Below are 18,084 nucleotides of genomic sequence, written 5' to 3'. Positions count from 1 at the left end.
GGCCGCAGTACCCGCAGCACTCGCATCGTGGGGGTATCTGACCACGCCGCTAGGGATGCCTGACACGTTCGGCCAGCACCGCGCGGAAGCGCGGACAACTGGCGAGGTCGCCGTGTTCACAGCCGAGCGCGGTGTCGATAAGGGCGAGTGCGGCTTGGGCTTCGACGACGCGCTGGCTCAGCGCGTCGTACTGGTGTTGCAAGACCCTGTTGCGCTCGGCTGGGGTGGCTGCGGTCAACATCGCACGAATACTGTCAAGACTCATCCCGGCCGCCTTCGCCTGCACAATCGCGGCCACTCGATAGCGATCCGCAAGGCCGTACATTCGGTGACCCGTCGAGGTGCGGCGCGGAACCACCAACCCCATCTATTCCCAGTGACGCAGCACATGGGTAGCCAGCCCGAAATGTTCGGCCAACTCGCCGATCGAAATTTCTCGGCCCTCACCGCTTGACTTCATGTCGACATTAACGCGCACGCTGGCGGCCGTGTCTACAACCCTTCCCTTCTGCGGCCGCGGCACCGGCGTGGTCCGCGAGAACATCAACTTCGAATCCGGCGGCCAACGATGCGAGGGGTGGCTGTACCGGCCAACGAGTCCCCCACCGCATCCCTGCGTGGTGCTAGCCCATGGCATCGGCGGTATCCGAAGCGCGGCCTTGCCCGATTTCGCGATCCGCTTCGCCGCCGTCGGCATAGCCGCCCTCACCTTCGATTACCGCCACCTGGGCACCAGCGCCGGTGAACCCCGCGGCCTGATCGACATCAGGCGACAGCGCGCCGATGACCGCGCAGCCATCTCTCTCGTCCGCCGCTTCAGCGGCATCGATCATGACCGAATCGCCCTGTGGGGCACTTCTTTTGGCGGTGGACATGTACTTGCCACCGCCGGCCGCGACCACGACATCGCCGCGGCGATCATACAAAATCCGTTCGTCGACGGGCGCGCCGCAGCCGCCGCGGCAATCCGCTACGCCCGCCGACGGCATGGCTATCGGATGGCATGGCGAGGGATCCGCGACAACTTGCGTGCACGATGCGGCCGCGAACCCCTACGGATCGAGCTGGCCGGAGCACCCGGCTCAATGTCGATGTTGACCACACCCGATGCCGCCGCCGGATTTGCGTCGATCATGCCCGCCGACCCGGTCGGCTGGGAGCCCACGATCCCCGCCCGGATCGTGCTGCAGATGCGCGCCGACCGGCCGGCGCGCCGGGCCAATCTGGTGTCATGCCCGCTTCTGGTGTCCGTCTGCGACGGCGACGCCATTGCACCGCCCCAACCCGCGATCGAAGTGGCCAAGCACGCGCCGCGCGGAGAGCTACAACGCTACCCCATCGGGCATTTCGACCTATTCAATGAACCTTGGATAGATCGCGTCGTCAACGATCAGATCGCATTCTTGCGCCGCACCCTTCTACAACCCCATACCGAACAGAGGTGACCAGCATTGACATCGACGATGCTCGCCCCTACGCCCCGACTACCTCGGGTACCCCTTAGTGTCGCCGGTCGAGCACCCGATGCAGCCATCCCAACACTTGTCCTGTTGGGCTAAGCAAGCTGAATCGGGCTCGGGACGATGCGCAGGTAAGCCCGGGGTGCTTGCCACCCGTTCGGATAGATCTGGCGGGCTTCCTCGTCGCTGACCGAATTGGAGATGATCACATCGTCGCCTTGGCGCCACTGCGCCGGAGTGGCGACCTTGTGGGTGGCGGTCAACTGCAGCGCGTCGATCACGCGCAGCACCTCATCGAAGTTGCGTCCGATGGTCATCGGGTAGATCAGCACCAGTGCGATGGTCTTGTCGGGGGAAATCACAAAGACGTTGCGCAGCGTCGCATTCTGCGCGGGAGTTCGGTCAGTGGGGTCCCCGGCGGCGTCGGCGGGCAGCATCCCGTAGGCCTTGGACACCGCGAAATCGGTGTCGGCGATCATCGGATAATTGGGCGCGACGCCCTGGGTATCGGCGATGTCTTGTGACCAGCTGGCGTGGTTGTCGAGCGGATCGACCGACAGCCCGATGATCTTGACGTCGCGCCGGTCGAATTCGGTTTTGATCTTGGCCATGTAACCCAGTTCGGTGGTACACACCGGGGTGAAATCGCGGGGATGGGAGAACAGCACCGCCCAGCCATCGCCGATCCAGTCGTGAAACCGAAGCCGACCTTCGGTGGTATCGGCCTCGAAATCCGGGGCGGTGTCGCCGATCGTCAGAGTCATCGCAAACCTCTAATCTCAGGGAGAGGCACGTCCCCCTCCTTCTACTGTCTACGTACCTGAACAGTAGAAAGTTATTTCCATCTGCGCCACTACGGCTGGTACAGGCGATAGTGGAAGTAAACGAGGGTGACGATGCGGTCCGGCCGGTCGATGGTGGGGCGGCGATGGAGGCGCGGTAGACCGACGCGCAGCGCATGCGCACGTCGCGCCGGGGACGTGGCCAGCCAAGACTGCGGGCGGCGGGGCCAAAGGCACCGGGACCACGGTGCCGAGTTGTCGCCCATGGGCTGTCGTGGCGACAGGACAGGCACCGACACACCTCCCCCGGCTTGGATGACGCGCTGCCGTATTGTGCATGGCCGTTGAGTCACCAACGATTTCGGCGCAGACGGTCTACGGCTGAAGCCGCATCTGCGCATTACACGCCCGTCAAACGAGGGGTTGCGTGAGCGTCTCGAAACCGTTCCCAGCTATGGTACTAACCTCTGTAGTAGATACGTAGGTGATGACATGATGCAGATGGGCGTGGGCGGACCCAGTAGCTGGAGTGCAGAAGCGGTCGCAATGCGCAGCCGCCGATGAACGGATTCACCGAGATCGCCATGTCAGGGCACGTGCTGCTGGCGGTGCTGGTATCGGCATTGGCCGGATTGGTGTCTTTTGCCTCGCCCTGCGTGATTCCCCTGGTGCCGGGATACCTGTCCTACCTTGCAGCGGTCGTCGGGGTCGACGAGCAAAGCCAATCGACATCGCGAAGTGCGCGGCTGCGAGTAACTGCGGCCGCTGGATTGTTCATCGCCGGCTTCACAGCGGTGTTCCTGATGGGCACCATCGCGATCCTGGGTCTAACGGCGACGGTGATCACCAATCAGGTGTTGCTGCAGCGTATCGGCGGCGCCGTCACCATCCTGATGGGCCTGGTCTTCATGGGCTTCGTGCCCGCGCTGCAACGCCAGGCCCGGTTCACCCCGAAGTCGATGTCGACCATCGCGGGTGCGCCGCTGCTGGGCGGGGTGTTCGGCCTGGGCTGGACCCCGTGTCTGGGGCCCACACTCACTGGCGTGATTGCGATGTCCTCGGCCACAAATGGATCGGCCATCGCCCGCGGGGTAGTCCTCGTCGTGGCCTACTGTCTAGGTCTGGGCATTCCCTTTGTCCTGTTGGCGTTGGGATCTGCACGCGCGGTGCACGCGATGGGGTGGCTTCGTCGAAATACCAGGGAAATCCAGATCTTCGGCGGTGTACTGCTGGTCGCCGTGGGACTAGCGCTGGTGAGCGGGCTGTGGAACGAATTCATCTCTTGGGTCCGTGACACCTTCGTCACCAACACCACGCTGCCGATATGACACCAACTTTGCCCTGAGAGTCAGGCGGCTGGGCTGGCTCGCACCGACAACGCCAGATGGAGTGAGGAATTCGACCGATTGGGTCGCGCGATTACCTCACGCGCCCGGAAAGCAACGGTGCAACGCAGCAAACACTCACGTTGCGCGTGGAGGGCGACGTTGAAGGCGGTCGCGGGCGATATCACAGCCGTTTGAGTCGTTGGGGGTGCAGACTGCCATAGTTTCGGCACCCGGCCGAAGGTACCGGCTGCGGCAGTGCCGATGGGCCTAGTTTGCCGTGGCCGGTTTCGTGTCCCCCAAGGCACGGGCCAGACAAATCTCGCCTCGGCCGGCAACCAGAGTCCGCACCGTTCACAGCGGTGGGAGTGTTACCAGAGTGGGCTTCGAGCCTCTTATTTGCCGCCGAACCCCGCATCGGCTGACCATCCGAGTCGCCAGCGGATGGCTCTTACCCGTTGTCGCCGGAGGTTCGTGCTGCGATGTAGTCGTTCCATTCGGTCTTGGCGTAGGTGGCCCACCGGGTGGCAGTGCCGACGTCGATGGCGAGCAGGTCGGCGAGAACGGCTGCGGGAAGTTCGGCGGCCAGCCCGAGCAGGGCGGTGTTCTTGCCGGCTCGGATGGTCAGGCCGCTGCGTTTGAGTCGCTTGCCGAATCCGCCGGTGTCGACGGGTCGATCGGGAGTTCGGCCGGGAAACAGCAGCCGATCCGAGGCGTCGGAGTCCGGCAATGTGGATCGTCGTGTGGAGCGCGGTAATTGAGCCATCAGGTCGGCCAGCTGGGGTGGCAGCAGCAGTTCGTGGTCGCGCAGGACCAGGAAGGTCTCGCCGTCACGCGTATGTACCTGGTTTCGTCGTAGGTTGAGCACTCGCCAGGTGGCTATGCCGTAGAGCAGGATGAGGGCGCCCGCGGCGCGCAGATCGACGTCGATACCGTCGTCGTGCAGGCAGCGGTGCAATTGTTCGAGGTGCGTTGCTTCGTCGATGAAGACCGACGGTGGAGCGGGCTTGGGTGCCGGCGCGGAGACGGCGCCAGTGATGCGGCGTTGGGTCGTCCAGTGCAGAAACGGTCGCACTTCTGGCCGGCGCCAGTCTCCGGTGGCCAGCCAGGTGTCCACGTCGCCCTGATCGATGTCGGTCAGGGACCTCCCACGGGCGTCACACCAGGTGAGGAACTCGAGTGCGACGCGCACTCTGCGCCGGATACGAGCCGCCCCTGCCGTGACCAACGGTCGGGGGCTTCGCCTGGCACGATGCAGGAGATACCAGACGGCGTAGTTGCGGACCATCAGGGTGTGGTCGGCTGGCTGGTCGGCGAGGTAGCGATCCAGCCACGGCTCGAGTCGCTCGAGACGCTCGTTGCGCATCGGCAATACCGATGTGCGGACCAGGATTTCGCGGATGTAGTTGACCTGCCGTCCGGGCGGCAAGGCGTCGAGAAGGTCGTGGGTGACCGTTTCTCCGCATTCGGCAAGGGTTCTCAGTAGTCGCGCGGCGTCGCTTCGGGCGAGCCAGACGGCAACGCTGCGAGGATCGGGTGCGGCGGCCAACGCGTCGGCCAGCGGCCGCAACTGGTCAGGTATCTGGCCGTCGTGGCCACCCAAGGCGGCATCAAGGAGCTGGGCGGTGACGCAGCGGCTGCACCGACCGTTGGCGTGCATGCCGGCCTGCCCGCAATTGCGGCAACGGTAATCGAGCGAGGCGCCTGCACACGGTCCGCAGATCCGCCCACCATGGTCGTTGAGTCCGATGAGGACCGCAGACTGCTGACACGTCCCGCAGATCCCCGGGTAAGACCGCGCCCGCTTGGCGCACACCTTGCAAACCGGGCCTGCTGGCCATCGGTTCATTATCGGGCGTTGCCGCCGGCAGAAGACGCAGATCGGGGCAACTCTGGGTGGCCGCGACGCGGGTAGCGCTGTCCGCGTCGAGGCCTTCTGGACGTCGTTGCGTAGTGCGCGTCGGCAGATCCCACAAATATGTGGACCGACGTTGCCGCCGGATTTCCTTCGGCGGAGCGCGCCGCAGGCGGCACAGCTCCACGACATGTTGATTCGGCTGTAGCAGGTGCTACAGATCGGCCCGTTCTCGGTGATGGATTGCGCGGGTCGGTCTTTGCCGCACTCGACGCAGGTGTGTTGGGGCCTGGGAGCGCACGCTGGACAGAGCACGCCTCCGCAAGGGAGGCGACGCCGACGGTGCCCCACCCGCCCGCACCGGTGGCATGGCGCTTTCGAAGAGGGGTCCCGGCTATAACAGTTCGAGCAGACTACGCCGTCGGCGGAATTGCGTCGGTGCAGAGCTGGCTTCCCGCAGCGCGCGCAGAGAACTGTGGGGCGGTTGGCTCGAAGGCAGTGTTCGCAAATTCGCCCGGACGGGCCGACATTGGTCAGTGCCGAGCGCTGGCCGCACTGAGTGCACTGCGGTGGGTGAACCGTGGTGTATCCGGCGGCGAGCAGGATGTGGCTCAATCGCATCATGCCGCGGGGGCACGCGGAGTCTGGGTCGCACACGCCGCCGGGCGTGATTGCCAGGTAGCAGTCGACGGCGTTGAGCGTCTTGGGGCGGTTCACGCGGGCATCGGTGAGCAGGCGCTCGGCCGCCTCGACGGACAGGCCGTCGATGTCGGCGACCAGGCGGGCGGTGACCCGGGCCCACGCGTCGGGCCGAAAGTCCGCCGAACCCTTCACCGAGTGTGGTCCGGGCGGCGCACCGTGGTGCGCCGGACCGTCGGCGGCGACGGGGCGGCCCCACCGGCGACCTTCTTGGCTGCGGCATTGACCACGGTGATCTCAACCAAATCGTTGGGTGTGCAGTCGAGGATGTCGCACAACGCCGCCAGAACGTCCATCGAGAGCCGCTGCGGAGGCTGAGTCACCAAACGGAAGACCTGTTCGCGGGACAGCACGACGCCACGCTCGGCCAGCAGCGGCACGAGCTCCGTGGTTTGAAACATCCCCTGCTGCGCCATCAGTGTGCGAAGGTGCCACTGGCAGCCCATCTTTCGGATCATGGTTCACCTTCGGTGATGACGCCACGTTTGGTGAGCGCCGCGCGCAGCAGGCGGTTGCGGTACTCGTCGGACACGTGGCTGTAGATCGAGGTGGTACTGGCGTAGGCATGTCCGACTTGGTCTTGCACGAAGCGCTCTGGGTAGTCGAACTCGGTGAGATGTGTGACGTAGGAATGGCGCAGCGAGTGCAAATCGAGTTCCTTGGGCAAGCCGGCCGCATCCCGTGCCGCGGTGAACGCCTCGTTGGCGCTGCGCTTGGACAAGCGCCCCTGACGTTCAGTGATCCACAAGCCGGGATGGCGGCCGGGCTGAAAACACGGCCGTACCTCGGCGACGTAGTGCTCCAGGACGCCGACGATCCAATCCATTTCCGGAACGGTCAACACCGTGCGACGCTTCGGCGCGTCGCCATGCGACCCCTTGCCATGGCGGACGAACAACCCACCAAAGCGGCCGTACGCCGGAACCTTCGGATTCGATCGCAGATCGACGATGTCGAGGCCCACCACCTCTTGGCGGCGAAGTCCATACGCGTACACCGTCTTTAGCATGGCGGCGTCTCGCAACGCCGACAAACTGCCCTTGCGGTGACGACTACGCGCGGCCTCGACCAACCCGTCAGCTGCGTCGAACAACTCCTGCACCTCGTCGAAACTCAGCGGACGCCGACCGGCTCTGCCTTCGAACTCGGTGACATGTGTCACGGTGTTCCAGTCGTGCAAGATCTGAGCAGGCGGCTGCCCGAACCGCTCCAGGCACAGTGCGGCCCACCCGTATCGGCGGTCGGTGATGAAATCGCAGAACAATCGCAACGCGTTCTGATACCCGCGTAGCGTCGAAACCGCCTTCGGCGATGAACCCGACCTCATCGATGAGAAGAACGCGTCAGCGTCCTCAGCGGTCCACTGCCAGGGATGGGTCCCGGTGAAATCGCCGAACCGCCGAACCACACTCGCTCGCGCGAGGATCGTCGGCGGCAAGCACACCCGCGCCCGCTGCTGATCCGACCAGCCCGCCATCATCGCCCGAAACACCGCCTCCTGCGGATCCAACGACGCGACCTTCGACACCAACGACAACGCCGCAGAACCCGGCAGATCAACACCCACACCCTTGTTGTAGCAGATGCAACAATGATGCGATAGAGGAAGACGCGCAGTTGAGGCGAGCGCATCGATGTCACCTCGCCTAACGGGACGGGATTTCACCAGGGACAACGACGCTCTAACGAGCGCCGAACTGTTGCAACAAATGCAATTCCGCTCAGTGGCGGCACGTATATGAGCGGTGGATTCCACTGCCGCGGTTGGAGCAGGCCGCGCACTGCTGCGTGCCGACCAGGACGCGCTGCGGGCCGCGGAGTCGGTGGCCTTGTGGGCAGAGGGCTGGCGGTCCGGGCTCGGCCCAGCCTTGCGGTGTCCGCCTCAGCTGCCCCATGAATGATCATTCTAGTCTCGAATTCGCTCATGTGTTCGATTCGCTTGTGATCATTACGCTCCCCCCGCCGGGGAGCAGCCACGGCGTCACTCCGATAGCGGCCGCGAATACCCCGCGATGCTGGCGCTACATTCGGACTAGCTGGATATGCGTGTTCGCTGATCCCCAGCCCGGTCGACGCGCCGCTTCCGGCATGGGTCGTTTGAAGTATTCGGCCAGGAATAGTGGCGGATCCTTCTTAGGTTGCATATCCTGCATAGAGGAGGTTGTTATGACCGAGCTTTTTGTTCTCGAACCGGCGGCCGCGGATGAGCCTAGCGACCGCATTCCCGAGGGTTTGCCGGTCGGAGGCGCCGAGCGTGGTCCGTTGGAGCGCGCCCTGCGCAACGCCGGATTGGCGATCGCCTCAGTGCCTTTCGACGTTCTCATCGACGCACCGGACGGTGGCGATGACCGCCGTGAACTGCGCGCGGCAGTTACGGCGGTGGTCCACGCGGCCGCAGACACCGAGTTGGAGCGCTTGCGCGCGGCCGTTCAGACCGATCCCGACGACGGACTCGATGTGGCGCTGTGGGGGCCTGCTCCCGATTCGGTGGCGGTGTCCAAAGCAGCATTCGCCGACCTGCAAGACCAGTTCGCGGCACGTCGGCAACTTTCGATCGAAAGCCTCAGCCGCGACGACGCTGCGCAGCTGCTGGGCGTGGCCCCCCAGAGCATCACTGCCAAGCTCGCCGCTGGCAAGCTGGTCGGGCTCAAGGTGGGTAGGGAATGGCGCCTGCCCATGTGGCAGTTCGATTCCGATGACCCGTCCGGCATCCTGCCCGACCTGGATCGGCTGCAGTCCGTGTTCCCCGGGGGGGTGGTCAGTCTGTCGGCCTGGATGCAGCGCGAACAGCCCGAGTTCGGGGGCCGCTCGGCGCGCGAGGTGATGTCGCGACGCGGCAGCGAACCGGTGATCGCCCTTGCCCAGGCCTTGACCGCTGCCGCATGGTGAAACAGCTCGACCCACCGCAACGTCCGCTACCCCGAGCTGCCGGGTTCCGCTGGACCTGGGCACCGCGCCCCGACGCGGCCCGTTGGCGGTGGTGTCGCGTCTACCACCGCGGCACCCACACCCCTGACGGGATGACGTTCCGGCAGTTCGGTCCGCTCTATCGACTCGACCACCACCATGCCGCCACTCCCCCACAACTGGACTCCGAGAATCGGCGGGTCCTGTACGTCGGAGCTGATCTAGCCACCTCGGCCAGCGAGGTGTTCGGTGAAGCTGGCATCGCAGCGATTTGCCCCCGCTACCGCGTGTCGATACTGGCACCTACCTCGCCGCTGCCCGTGTTCGACCTCACCAAAGCAGGGGCAGCAATGGCGATCGGAGCATTACCTACCCTCGCCGACGGCAACGAAGCGCGCGCCCTCACCCAGCAGTGGGCGCGTGCCATCTTCGAAGACCAGCCGGCTGGCCCCACCGTGCGCGGGGTGCGTTATCGCACCGCCTACAACTTCGGAACGTCACTTGCACTGTGGGATTGCGACGACTCCGTCGAACTCGTGTGTGACAACGCGGGACGCCAGCAGGATTACGCCCTCGATCATCCCGGGATCTTCGGGCGCTTCCAGGTCGACATGCGCAAGCGCCGCATTAGCGTGACGACCCTGCCAGAAAGTGACTGCGCGTTATGTCGGCGCGGATGACGGCGTACCGCCCATTCCCGGTTGGCGGTACGTCCTCAACCGCTCTCGCTGCCGTCAGGGCCGGGCATCTAGTAGTCGGCTAGCGAAACGGGGCGGTGACACACTCACTCCCCTACCCCACCGGGCGAATCAGGCGGCCTCCTTCGGCCCCATCACGGGCTTGCCAGACGTCGCAACTGTCGTTTACCGACGACGGTGCCGCGAGCTCCGTCCGGTCTAGGTGTCCTTTCGGCCAGGGAGAAAGGCGTTCAGGACTGGGGCAATCCATGTACTCCGTGTGGTGAAGCCAAGATCCTGCCCAATGCTGTCGAGCACGCTTTCCTGTTCGGGCGTGGGACTGAACCCGATCTGCACGCTCCCCCCGCCCAAGTAGCGCACCGCAGATGGGTCTGCGGGGAACAGGGAGCCGACGGGAGCGGTACTGACCGCGGACTTCTTGATGATGTCGTGAAGGTCTTCATGCTTGGCGGTTATCGCGTCCAGCACGACCTGAAGGTTGGTCTTCTTGGCCTTGTGTCGGTAGTCCTCGAACCGCTGTTTGACCCCCTGGCTTACGTACACCGCCGAGGTTGGCCGGGTGCGCGAGCGCGTACTCGACTGACGCGTAATCCGAGTCGGGCGAGCTGGCGCAACCGAATCATCCTCACGCACTGCCTCGACGGCTTCGGCGCGGGCTTCCGGGACCGGCTGACGCCGAGCCGTTGGTGTGGCAGCACCGAGTAGCTCGCTGAGTCCGGAACCGCGGGGCGCAGGGGCGCCCAGGTCCGAGAGGTCTTCTGCGGGGATGTCTTGCTGCTTCAACTTGCCGCTCATGGCCATACTCCTTGCTCGATCATCTCGGCACGTCGCGCCCCGGCGCGAGTCAGCATTTCCTTCGCCAGCTTGGCGAAGTCGCGGGCTACCGGCTTGGACGTGCTACTAACTACGGCTGTGCTCTTCGCTGTGCCGCTGCGCAACTCCCAGTACTTAGGGTTGTTGGCGATCTCTTGTTCCAGCTCGTGGGCGACACGGCCGTACTTGGTCATGTCATTCGCAACGGCTTCGGAGTGCCGGATGAACGACGACATCATCACGTCGCTCTGCGCTCCGAGGTCGCGCGTCACTTGGTCGTTCATCTCCTTACGCACCTTCGTGGCTGATGTTCCCGATGCGAACGCAAACACACCCAGCAGCGTGAGGAACTCGTTGAACTCGCGCATCCTGCGGATCTCGCCGGCCAACTCGCGGAGTCCGAATTGGGACATCAGCTCAGTCTTCATCGGCACGACGATGAAGCGAGCTGCGCATAGTGCAATCTCTAACAGCAGGGGATTCTCTGGCGGCGTATCGATGATTATGAGCTGATAGCGGTGCGCGATCCGCTGAAGACCGTCCGCCAGGGATAGAAGAACTGCCGGCACGGTTTCCTGGGACATCATGTCGCCGGCCACTGCTGCGCCGATCCGACGCACAAACGGACCGCCCGGCACCACGTCTAAATTTTCTCGCACGCCTTTGACAGGAGCCAACGCGGCCCCGCCGGTAATGGCACTGAACAGACCGCGACCATGGTCGTCAAGGTCGGTATTGGCGAACCCTAGGATGTGCGCGATGTTGCCTTGCCCATTGAGGTCAATTATGAGGGTCGGGGCCCCGTCGGAGGCGACGAGCGCCCCGAGATTGGCCGTGGTTGTGGTCTTGCCGACGCCACCTTTTCCGTTTGCGACTGCGTACACATGACCGAGGCGCGCCCAGTCGATTGTCGGTATGGGAGCAGTCCAGGCGGTTACGCTTTCGGTCATGAAAGCCCCCTGGCCTGCTCGCTTGCGCGCCACGCGCCACCAGGCGCGCGGTCCGCGCGTGTATTGCGGTTCATGGTCAGCAGAGTCTAGTGAGCCGCGCGCGACACGCACCGTCACGCCACGCCGAGCGTGCAACGGTGACCTAACTGTGACACTGGATGCGCCGCGCAGCACACCCCTAAACGGTGCAACACACCTGGCTGATTACGTGCGCTGTGGCGGTGCACGCAGCACAAGTCCGGCCGTCACCGACCACTCCGATGCAGGCTATGCGCCACTCGACACCCGCACCAGCGCTACACGCATTCCATCCAGTGCAGGCAACTACGTGCGGTCCACTTGCGTCGCAGATCTCAGCCTGCGCACTGGTAACACCGGCAGCAGCTGCATGCCCTGCAGCCTGCGTCGAGACACAACCACCAGCTCGCCGCAACGCTTTGCACGAGGCTGGCACCACCACCTGACTCACCACCTGACTCACCGCCTGACCAGTTGCCTGACAAGCAGCCCGCGACATTGCCAGGCATGCTGCCCGCTCATCTGCCATAGTTACCACCACCACCGACGCCACCACCCAGGCCTGAGCCAATGCCATAGCCTGTGCATAGATCGACGCACGCACACTCGCCTGATCACGACTGCTCAACCAAACACGCACACGCGCCCTGCCCGCCGCTTTTGCCCAGGTCTGCATGTAGCCTCAAAGCGCCATGTCACAACGAGTGCCTGCCACCATCGGAAACCCGATAGATTGTCAGACAAGCAGCGGTGCACAGGCACAGATTTGGCGCAGCGCCGACCGAGCAACTCCCTACCGGATGCCACCCATTGCATCGACGTCACCGTGTTGACCGACCTAGGAGTAGACACTGCTCGCAATTGGCCTACTAGCGTTGTGAAAGACTGCGTACGTTGCAGCGCACATTAGGTGCGCGCGTGCATGTGTAACGGTGGTTATCCACGCTGTGTCGGTTGCACGGGCAACAGCATTACCCACCGCGCGCTAGCAAATTGGTCGCGCCATTTGTTAAATCATCTGGAGCGCCGCTGAATGACCTACAGCATGAGGGATGACGGACAACGTGAAGCTACGGGTGCGGCTGCCTGCTCTAGCGCGTGCACGGCGCAATATAGCGCTCGGGATTGTGCATAAGACGGCGACGCCGGTTTGATCGCCACAGGAACGTTTGGACGCCGTTGCTGCCCTAATACGCTCTGACTAGGCGTTATGCGCGAACCGTACGTAGGCACATAGGACTACGCGGCCGCTGTGCCGGCTGTAGTGGACGCTGAGTCACCTGAAGTGCTTTTAGCCGTAGCCACCTAGTCGGCGCGGCGTTCGTGGCCCTGCGCCGCGCGTGGACGGTTTTCCCACTTCAGTGCGGGCAACGCCGACGGGCCGCGCCGCTGTTCTGCGGGGCCGAGCCTTTTCGGGCCGGCGGGGAAATCGTCGGCCAGGCGCCTATGTGCGGTGGGGAGGCGGATCGGGCGGAGCTAGTGCGCTGATGTCGTCTGGGGTGAGTAATTGGCCCAGGATGTCCTGGTAGTTGCTGGCTGCTTTCGCGAAGCTATTGGCGGAATCTCGATACTGCCCGGCGACGGCCCAGTGTCGATCGGTAAGTGCGCGGTAGTCGTCGATCAGTGCGGCGGCGCCATCACTTGCTTGTTGAAAGTCCTGAACGGCGTTGAGGAGGATTGATTGGTTGGCGCGGAGGATTCTATTGACTTCCTCGGCGGCGGCGGCGGACGCACGTGCTTGAGCTTCATCGTTGCGGGCCCGAGCTTCGGCGGCACGGGCTTGCTCTAGATCGCGCTCAAGCCCAGCGATGGCTTCCAAGAGCTCGCGCGAGTCGGAGGTAGCGGACGCGCGGCTGGAGGATGCGACCTGGTCGGCGTAGACGTAGTAGGTGGGCCGTTGGCCGGCGAGCGTCGACCCTCCGTCGAGTTGACCAGCCTCGACCATCCGTTTAACGGTTCGCCAGTCTTTGCCGAGAAGTTTGGCCGCTTGGGCCAGGGAGATGGTCGGGCGACCAGCATGCGGGGGTTGGGAAGTGCCCATTTCCACCCCTCTAACGCTGATCACGCATGAATGGAACTACTATACCGCCCCTATGGCCCAACGATGACGGTACTGAACAGGCCTTTTGGCGGTATTACCTACATCTATCGACATCGGACACGCGGGACCGGGTTAGCCAACGCTGCACTGGTCGACCGCTACTATATCGATGTCGGTTATTCCGACATTTCTGCAGGCAGACGCTGTGTGCATGGCGGCACGGCTCAACATGATCGGAGCTGGATATGGCGGAGACGTCCACGACGGCTACCTCGGGCCGTCGGCATCGGCCTGATTGGCAACGCCGGGAAGTGCGCGCCTCCCCGAAGATGGTCGCGCGGCGGGTGACCACAGACGACCACGCAGTGTTAAAGAGGTTCGCTGAGGCGAATGGTACGGCGATCGCCGAGATGATCGCGCCGGCCGTCGACGCTTTGATTGAGCAGGCGCGGGAATTCTGCCAAGACCTTGACTCGCAACAGCAAGACTCGCACGCGAGAGCTTCGTAACTTCAGGCTATGCGGCCACGATACGGCCGCCCAGTAATTCCGCGATGAGCTCGATGGCATCGAGATCATCGGCTCCGGGGTCGTAATGTGGTGGGCCAGTGGCCATCACTGACTCCAGCCATGCAGCGTGCTCAGCGTCGTCCGCGACTTCTTGGCCAGCGTCCAATGATGGTGGGGGAGTGCCGCCGATCTGAGTCAGATCTCGCTGTCGTGCACGCTCAAGGAGCCAGGTTCGCCAGGCGGCGCGCTCCTCACGGTGCTTCGCCAACCGTTCCTGCCTTGTTTCATGGAGGTGGTGGCGGTTCGCTATGTCATCGAGGCTGTGAGTTCCCGCCGCCACCGTGCCACGGCCCGTGACGGCGATGAGGCCTGCTACCCGCAGGTCGGTAATCATCGTGTCCGCTGTGGCGCGGGGCAGGGCAGCAGCAGCGTACAGATCCGCACGCCTCGTCATGCCGTGGTATGCGACGAGTTCATAGATACGTCGGAGATGGTGACCAAGCACCACCCATGCGTCGTGGACCGGTTCAATGCGCACACGCTCGGCACGCCCCGCCATGGTTTGAATCTTGTTTTGCGTGGTCAGCGCGTAGACGTCAGGCTCTGTTGCGATGTGCTTTCGTACAAGGATCAGTGGCGAGCCAGGACGCTCCCGTAGGTCGGCCAGCACGCGCCACATTGTGTCCTCGCTGAGTAGCCCGGCGCCCAACGACAGCGTCCGGCCGCCCACACCTACCAGCCACACACCCGATCGTTGTTCCCCGGCCACTAGGGCGTGGAAAGCGACGGTCTGCAGTACTGCGTGAACTGTCCATCGGTACCGCTTGCCGGTGAACTCACCGTCTGCCCAGGCCATTGCGTTTGCCAGCCACGCCCGCAAAGGCTGTGGCCCCCGGTACCCCCTGTGCCCCCCCGGTGAGTACTTATTCTTGTGCCGCGGGGGTGAGGATTTTAAGACGTTGTCGATCAGCCAGCTAGTTGCTTTGTCGATGTCGCGGGCGAGAGCGTCCTCGGCCCGGTGCTGATAGCGGCGGTAGGCACTGCCAAGTCCGTGTTCCCACGGACCCCCGGTGCTGATCATGTCGCGGAGCGTGGCCAGGCTGTGGCCTCGCGCTATGGCCTGGGTGACGACAGCCATGCGGGCTTCATGGTTGGACTGCCAAGTCGGGCGCGCGGGCGTCACGACGGCACGGGTGGCGTAGGCCTCGACGTCGGCGGGCAGGGGATCGCTGCGTACATACGCAGCAGCGATGGTTTGTGTCTCGCCTTCGCCGTGAAGGTAGTCGGCGCGGCTGCCGGCCGTTGGGGTTGCGGCATAGGGGGTGCTGGGACCACGCGACTTGAGTGCGCCGAGCAGCATGTACAGCCGGGGCAACAGGTCGGGCTGTGATCGCGTCGTCAGTGTTGCGATCGCGTCATCAAGCGAGCCGACTAGCTGGCGATAGCCGCCTTCGCGGCAGGGACTGCCCGGCGGGGTCATGCAACCTGTCTCGGCGTTGGTGTTGGGAGTGATGTCGAGAGTGGGGAGACGAGCTGCTAGGAGTCGGACCAAGGGCACCATTTCGTCAAGTGACGCTGAGGTGCCTATTGCGAGCGGACACAGGAGGTGGCCGCCGCCGCTAGTGGATCTGTCTGCAATGATCGCGCCCCCGCATTGGGTCAGCCATGAGGTCGCCGCGGCCATGTCGGCCTCGACGGCTGCGCGCCCGTAGCGTTTGGCATCGAAGTCGAGCCAGAGTATTTGGGTTCGGCGGCGGCTGTACAAGTAGACCGCAGCCGGCCGGGAAGGAAGCCGATCGGTGCGCTTGGTCGTTTCGCTGAACTTGCCAGTGTCTCTGCTGCACACTCGCATTCGGGAGCGCCCCGGAGCTGCCACGAGACGTGCGAGTCGTTTCCATACGAGCTCTGGCGCCGGTCCACTTGCTTGGTGTGTCTGCGCGTGGGCATCAGCCGTCATGGTCATGGCTGTGCCACCGAGTCCAGTTGGCGGCCAGCATTATTGATGTCTCGGCTGCGGTGAATGCGCGCAGCGCTGAGTGCGCTATTGCGGCTCACATGGGCGTCCTTTATCCTGGAGCCCGTCGCTGTGCCCTGAGAAGCGCAGCGTCGGCCCCAAAATCGGTCGTGGAAAATGCGGTTGTGGTGGCTCCGTGAACTGAAGTTGGCCCTTCAGTTCACATCTCGGATTCCCCGTCGATACGGCGGGGATTTCGAGTTTTAGGGGCCGGCGTCACGCTCGTGGCGACAGGTGTGCCGTGTGGCCAATGTGGTCGACGCTCCTCCTGGTTCTCGTGTTGCGGTCGAGTTTGACATGAAGTGGTCGGTTTAACCGACCAGACACGCCTAATGCCGGCCACAAAAATGCAGTACTGCGAACGGGCCGGCTTCCTAGTTGCACTATCAGGAGTGTGTGGCGTAGCGGCCAAAATCGTGCACGAAGACCCAGCGCACGAGTCATAGGGTCGGTGTCATGAGTCGCTCTCCTGACGACACCGTGCCCCAGCGCAGCGCAGCGGAGAAGGCCGCCTGGTCGACGATGCGCGCAGATCGCCGTTTCCTATGGTTCTGGCTGAGTGTCGCCACGGCATTGTCGGTCGCCGGCAACGTGGGCCACGCATGGTTGGAACTGCCGACCGAAGGCAGTCGGTGGATGGCCATCGGCTGGGCATCGGCACCACCTGCGCTGCTAATGCTCGCGATCCATGGCCTGCCCACACTGGCGCGGATGCTCGATCGCGCTGCGCGCGACAAGATTCTGTCTGTCGTGGTGTGGGGGGTGACTGTCGGAGCTTTCGGTTGGTCGGCGTTTGGGATCTACGGGTTCACGGTCGAAATGGGTATCCCGGCCGAGATGGCTTGGGTGGCACCTCTTGTCATCGATCTGTCCGTATTTGGCGCTACCCGCGGCCTGGTGCTGACTGCCCCTGTGGCGGCGCGCATGAAGGCAGGCATGCAACCTCTACGGTCTGAGGAAACGTTGTTGCCGACTACGCAGTATGCGCATGACGGTTCCCACTCGGCGATCAAGCCTGCGGCGGCACCGCGAACTGCCGCAGATAGAGTTCCAATGCCCTCAGGGGCACCCGCCGTGGCAGCGCGTCTTGACTCGCCGGCCAGGAACGAGACCGGTACAGGACCGGCGGTGACTCTTTCGGCCGAACAATCTGCGCCACCGAATGCTCCAATGCCACAGAAGGCTCCGGAACGGGCGCTGTCCGCGGTGCCGGCGGCGGGGCGTATTCCGGTGCAGATCCGTCCTGAATCCGTGCCCACGACCGACGATGACTCGACCACCAAAAGCCGTGCTCGTGCTGATCGGTGGTGGCCGGTGGCTGAGTCGATGGTGCGCGAGGGAGTGACGTCCAAAGATCCGGATCTGGTTGCCAAGATCCTGGCCGAGAGCGAGGCTGGCACCCCACCGAGCACTATTGGCCGCCGGCACGAAGTTCACCACACGACGGTGACTCGTATCCTCACGGCCGCAGAGCAATTCGCCGACGTCAGCGCTGGCTAGGAGCGATCTCCGCTCGCCCGCCAGGCTCAGTGGCCATCACCGGGCCGGCGGGCGGCGCGATTGCGTTGGAGCCGTCGCAGTTCAGCGAACGCCGCTGTGTGGCCGGGCCCACCGACCGCTCGGCGGCCTTCCTCGCGGGCGCGACGATTCTCGGCGCGCTCTGCCTCAAACGCTGCGCGTGCACGAGTCTGGCGGGCGCGCTCTGCGGCTAGGCGTGCGGTTTCGGCGGCCGCGGGTCGGTCGTCTAGTCCGTTGTGCGCCAGGTGCCAGGCGATGATTGAGCGGACCAATCCGATGGGCTTGTACGGTCTCTCGGGCATCCAGTGCCCGCCGGTGCCTTGCCAATCGGCGAGCAGCTGGTTGAGATCGTCGGCTGTCCAGCGGTGAGCCTGGCTGTGTCAACCCGATCTGGGACCACGATGACGGCCTGACTGGGACCCACCTGGCACCGGCTAATCACGCCCTTGGTCTCGGTGGTCACTGCCGAGTGGCGAGGGCTATAGGTATCTGCAG

General features: G+C 64.2%; 15 protein-coding genes. 6 read left to right on the top strand and 9 right to left on the bottom strand.

What is annotated here, in order from left to right:
* Positions 1–49 precede the first annotated feature (49 nt).
* A complete protein-coding gene (locus MCHLDSM_RS07610) occupies positions 50–367 on the bottom strand; it encodes a MerR family transcriptional regulator (protein ID WP_006247282.1) in 318 nt (105 codons plus the stop codon).
* Positions 368–488: 121 nt separating this feature from the next.
* On the opposite strand from MCHLDSM_RS07610, the gene MCHLDSM_RS07605 reads away from it, so the two are divergent.
* Positions 489–1,445, top strand: a complete 957-nt coding sequence (locus MCHLDSM_RS07605; protein ID WP_158022687.1) for an alpha/beta hydrolase — start codon at positions 489–491, stop codon at positions 1,443–1,445.
* 110 nt (positions 1,446–1,555) lie between these two features.
* On the opposite strand, the gene MCHLDSM_RS07600 is transcribed toward MCHLDSM_RS07605, so the two are convergent.
* Complete coding sequence (locus MCHLDSM_RS07600; RefSeq protein ID WP_006247280.1) at positions 1,556–2,224, bottom strand: peroxiredoxin; 669 nt, start codon at positions 2,222–2,224, stop codon at positions 1,556–1,558.
* A gap of 578 nt (positions 2,225–2,802) precedes the next feature.
* Here MCHLDSM_RS07600 and MCHLDSM_RS07595 point away from each other — a divergent pair.
* The gene (locus MCHLDSM_RS07595; RefSeq protein WP_006247278.1) at positions 2,803–3,570 is read left to right on the top strand and encodes a cytochrome c biogenesis CcdA family protein; all 768 of its coding nucleotides are present in this window, start codon (positions 2,803–2,805) and stop codon (positions 3,568–3,570) included.
* A gap of 448 nt (positions 3,571–4,018) precedes the next feature.
* On the opposite strand, the gene MCHLDSM_RS37100 is transcribed toward MCHLDSM_RS07595, so the two are convergent.
* The 3 genes from MCHLDSM_RS37100 to MCHLDSM_RS07580 all read right to left on the bottom strand — a co-directional run bounded on the left by MCHLDSM_RS37100 (position 4,019) and on the right by MCHLDSM_RS07580 (position 7,631).
* The gene (locus tag MCHLDSM_RS37100) at positions 4,019–5,227 is read right to left on the bottom strand and encodes a hypothetical protein (protein ID WP_006247693.1); all 1,209 of its coding nucleotides are present in this window, start codon (positions 5,225–5,227) and stop codon (positions 4,019–4,021) included.
* A gap of 1,025 nt (positions 5,228–6,252) precedes the next feature.
* Complete coding sequence (locus MCHLDSM_RS07585; protein WP_006247692.1) at positions 6,253–6,579, bottom strand: helix-turn-helix domain-containing protein; 327 nt, start codon at positions 6,577–6,579, stop codon at positions 6,253–6,255.
* Positions 6,576–7,631 (bottom strand): tyrosine-type recombinase/integrase, encoded by a 1,056-nt coding sequence (locus MCHLDSM_RS07580; RefSeq protein ID WP_234713916.1) that lies wholly within the window; start codon positions 7,629–7,631, stop codon positions 6,576–6,578. Before MCHLDSM_RS07580 ends, MCHLDSM_RS07585 begins: the two co-directional genes overlap by 4 nt.
* A 656-nt stretch (positions 7,632–8,287) precedes the next feature.
* On the opposite strand from MCHLDSM_RS07580, the gene MCHLDSM_RS07575 reads away from it, so the two are divergent.
* Both MCHLDSM_RS07575 and MCHLDSM_RS07570 read left to right on the top strand, forming a co-directional pair.
* A complete protein-coding gene (locus MCHLDSM_RS07575) occupies positions 8,288–9,010 on the top strand; it encodes a helix-turn-helix domain-containing protein (protein WP_006246608.1) in 723 nt (240 codons plus the stop codon).
* Positions 9,011–9,141: 131 nt separating this feature from the next.
* Positions 9,142–9,708 carry an RES family NAD+ phosphorylase gene (locus tag MCHLDSM_RS07570; RefSeq protein ID WP_234713915.1) on the top strand — a complete coding sequence of 189 codons (567 nt, stop codon included), beginning with the start codon at positions 9,142–9,144 and terminating at the stop codon, positions 9,706–9,708.
* 216 nt (positions 9,709–9,924) lie between these two features.
* Here the strand turns inward: MCHLDSM_RS07570 and MCHLDSM_RS07565 are convergent, their stop codons facing one another.
* From MCHLDSM_RS07565 to MCHLDSM_RS07545, 4 genes are all read right to left on the bottom strand, one after another.
* Complete coding sequence (locus tag MCHLDSM_RS07565; protein ID WP_006246606.1) at positions 9,925–10,521, bottom strand: hypothetical protein; 597 nt, start codon at positions 10,519–10,521, stop codon at positions 9,925–9,927.
* Positions 10,518–11,489 carry a ParA family protein gene (locus tag MCHLDSM_RS07560; protein ID WP_006246605.1) on the bottom strand — a complete coding sequence of 324 codons (972 nt, stop codon included), beginning with the start codon at positions 11,487–11,489 and terminating at the stop codon, positions 10,518–10,520. Before MCHLDSM_RS07560 ends, MCHLDSM_RS07565 begins: the two co-directional genes overlap by 4 nt.
* A gap of 1,462 nt (positions 11,490–12,951) precedes the next feature.
* Positions 12,952–13,548 (bottom strand): hypothetical protein, encoded by a 597-nt coding sequence (locus MCHLDSM_RS07555; protein WP_006246603.1) that lies wholly within the window; start codon positions 13,546–13,548, stop codon positions 12,952–12,954.
* A 516-nt stretch (positions 13,549–14,064) separates the two neighbouring features.
* The gene (locus MCHLDSM_RS07545; RefSeq protein ID WP_234713914.1) at positions 14,065–15,537 is read right to left on the bottom strand and encodes a hypothetical protein; all 1,473 of its coding nucleotides are present in this window, start codon (positions 15,535–15,537) and stop codon (positions 14,065–14,067) included.
* A gap of 990 nt (positions 15,538–16,527) precedes the next feature.
* Between MCHLDSM_RS07545 and MCHLDSM_RS07540 the strand changes: the two genes are divergently transcribed.
* Both MCHLDSM_RS07540 and MCHLDSM_RS38065 read left to right on the top strand, forming a co-directional pair.
* Positions 16,528–17,571, top strand: coding sequence for a hypothetical protein (locus tag MCHLDSM_RS07540; protein WP_013470136.1), 1,044 nt, complete (start codon positions 16,528–16,530; stop codon positions 17,569–17,571).
* A 29-nt stretch (positions 17,572–17,600) separates the two neighbouring features.
* Complete coding sequence (locus MCHLDSM_RS38065; protein WP_048469548.1) at positions 17,601–17,783, top strand: hypothetical protein; 183 nt, start codon at positions 17,601–17,603, stop codon at positions 17,781–17,783.
* Positions 17,784–18,084 lie beyond the last annotated feature (301 nt).

It is taken from the genome of Mycolicibacterium chlorophenolicum (assembly GCF_001044235.1).
GTDB lineage: Bacteria > Actinomycetota > Actinomycetes > Mycobacteriales > Mycobacteriaceae > Mycobacterium > Mycobacterium chlorophenolicum.
Note: the sequence above shows the minus strand (reverse complement) of the source record. Positions and strands in the feature narration are given on the sequence as shown.

Coding starts and splice junctions, on each gene's coding strand:
- MCHLDSM_RS07610 (WP_006247282.1), bottom strand. CDS start 367: ATGGGGTTGGTGGTTCCGCGCCGCACCTCGACGGGTCACCGAATGTAC.
- MCHLDSM_RS07595 (WP_006247278.1), top strand. CDS start 2,803: ATGAACGGATTCACCGAGATCGCCATGTCAGGGCACGTGCTGCTGGCG.
- MCHLDSM_RS07570 (WP_234713915.1), top strand. CDS start 9,142: ATGACGTTCCGGCAGTTCGGTCCGCTCTATCGACTCGACCACCACCAT.
- MCHLDSM_RS07585 (WP_006247692.1), bottom strand. CDS start 6,579: ATGATCCGAAAGATGGGCTGCCAGTGGCACCTTCGCACACTGATGGCG.
- MCHLDSM_RS07540 (WP_013470136.1), top strand. CDS start 16,528: ATGAGTCGCTCTCCTGACGACACCGTGCCCCAGCGCAGCGCAGCGGAG.
- MCHLDSM_RS37100 (WP_006247693.1), bottom strand. CDS start 5,227: ATGCACGCCAACGGTCGGTGCAGCCGCTGCGTCACCGCCCAGCTCCTT.
- MCHLDSM_RS07575 (WP_006246608.1), top strand. CDS start 8,288: ATGACCGAGCTTTTTGTTCTCGAACCGGCGGCCGCGGATGAGCCTAGC.
- MCHLDSM_RS07600 (WP_006247280.1), bottom strand. CDS start 2,224: ATGACTCTGACGATCGGCGACACCGCCCCGGATTTCGAGGCCGATACC.
- MCHLDSM_RS07545 (WP_234713914.1), bottom strand. CDS start 15,537: ATGACCCCGCCGGGCAGTCCCTGCCGCGAAGGCGGCTATCGCCAGCTA.
- MCHLDSM_RS07560 (WP_006246605.1), bottom strand. CDS start 11,489: ATGACCGAAAGCGTAACCGCCTGGACTGCTCCCATACCGACAATCGAC.
- MCHLDSM_RS07555 (WP_006246603.1), bottom strand. CDS start 13,548: ATGGGCACTTCCCAACCCCCGCATGCTGGTCGCCCGACCATCTCCCTG.
- MCHLDSM_RS07565 (WP_006246606.1), bottom strand. CDS start 10,521: ATGAGCGGCAAGTTGAAGCAGCAAGACATCCCCGCAGAAGACCTCTCG.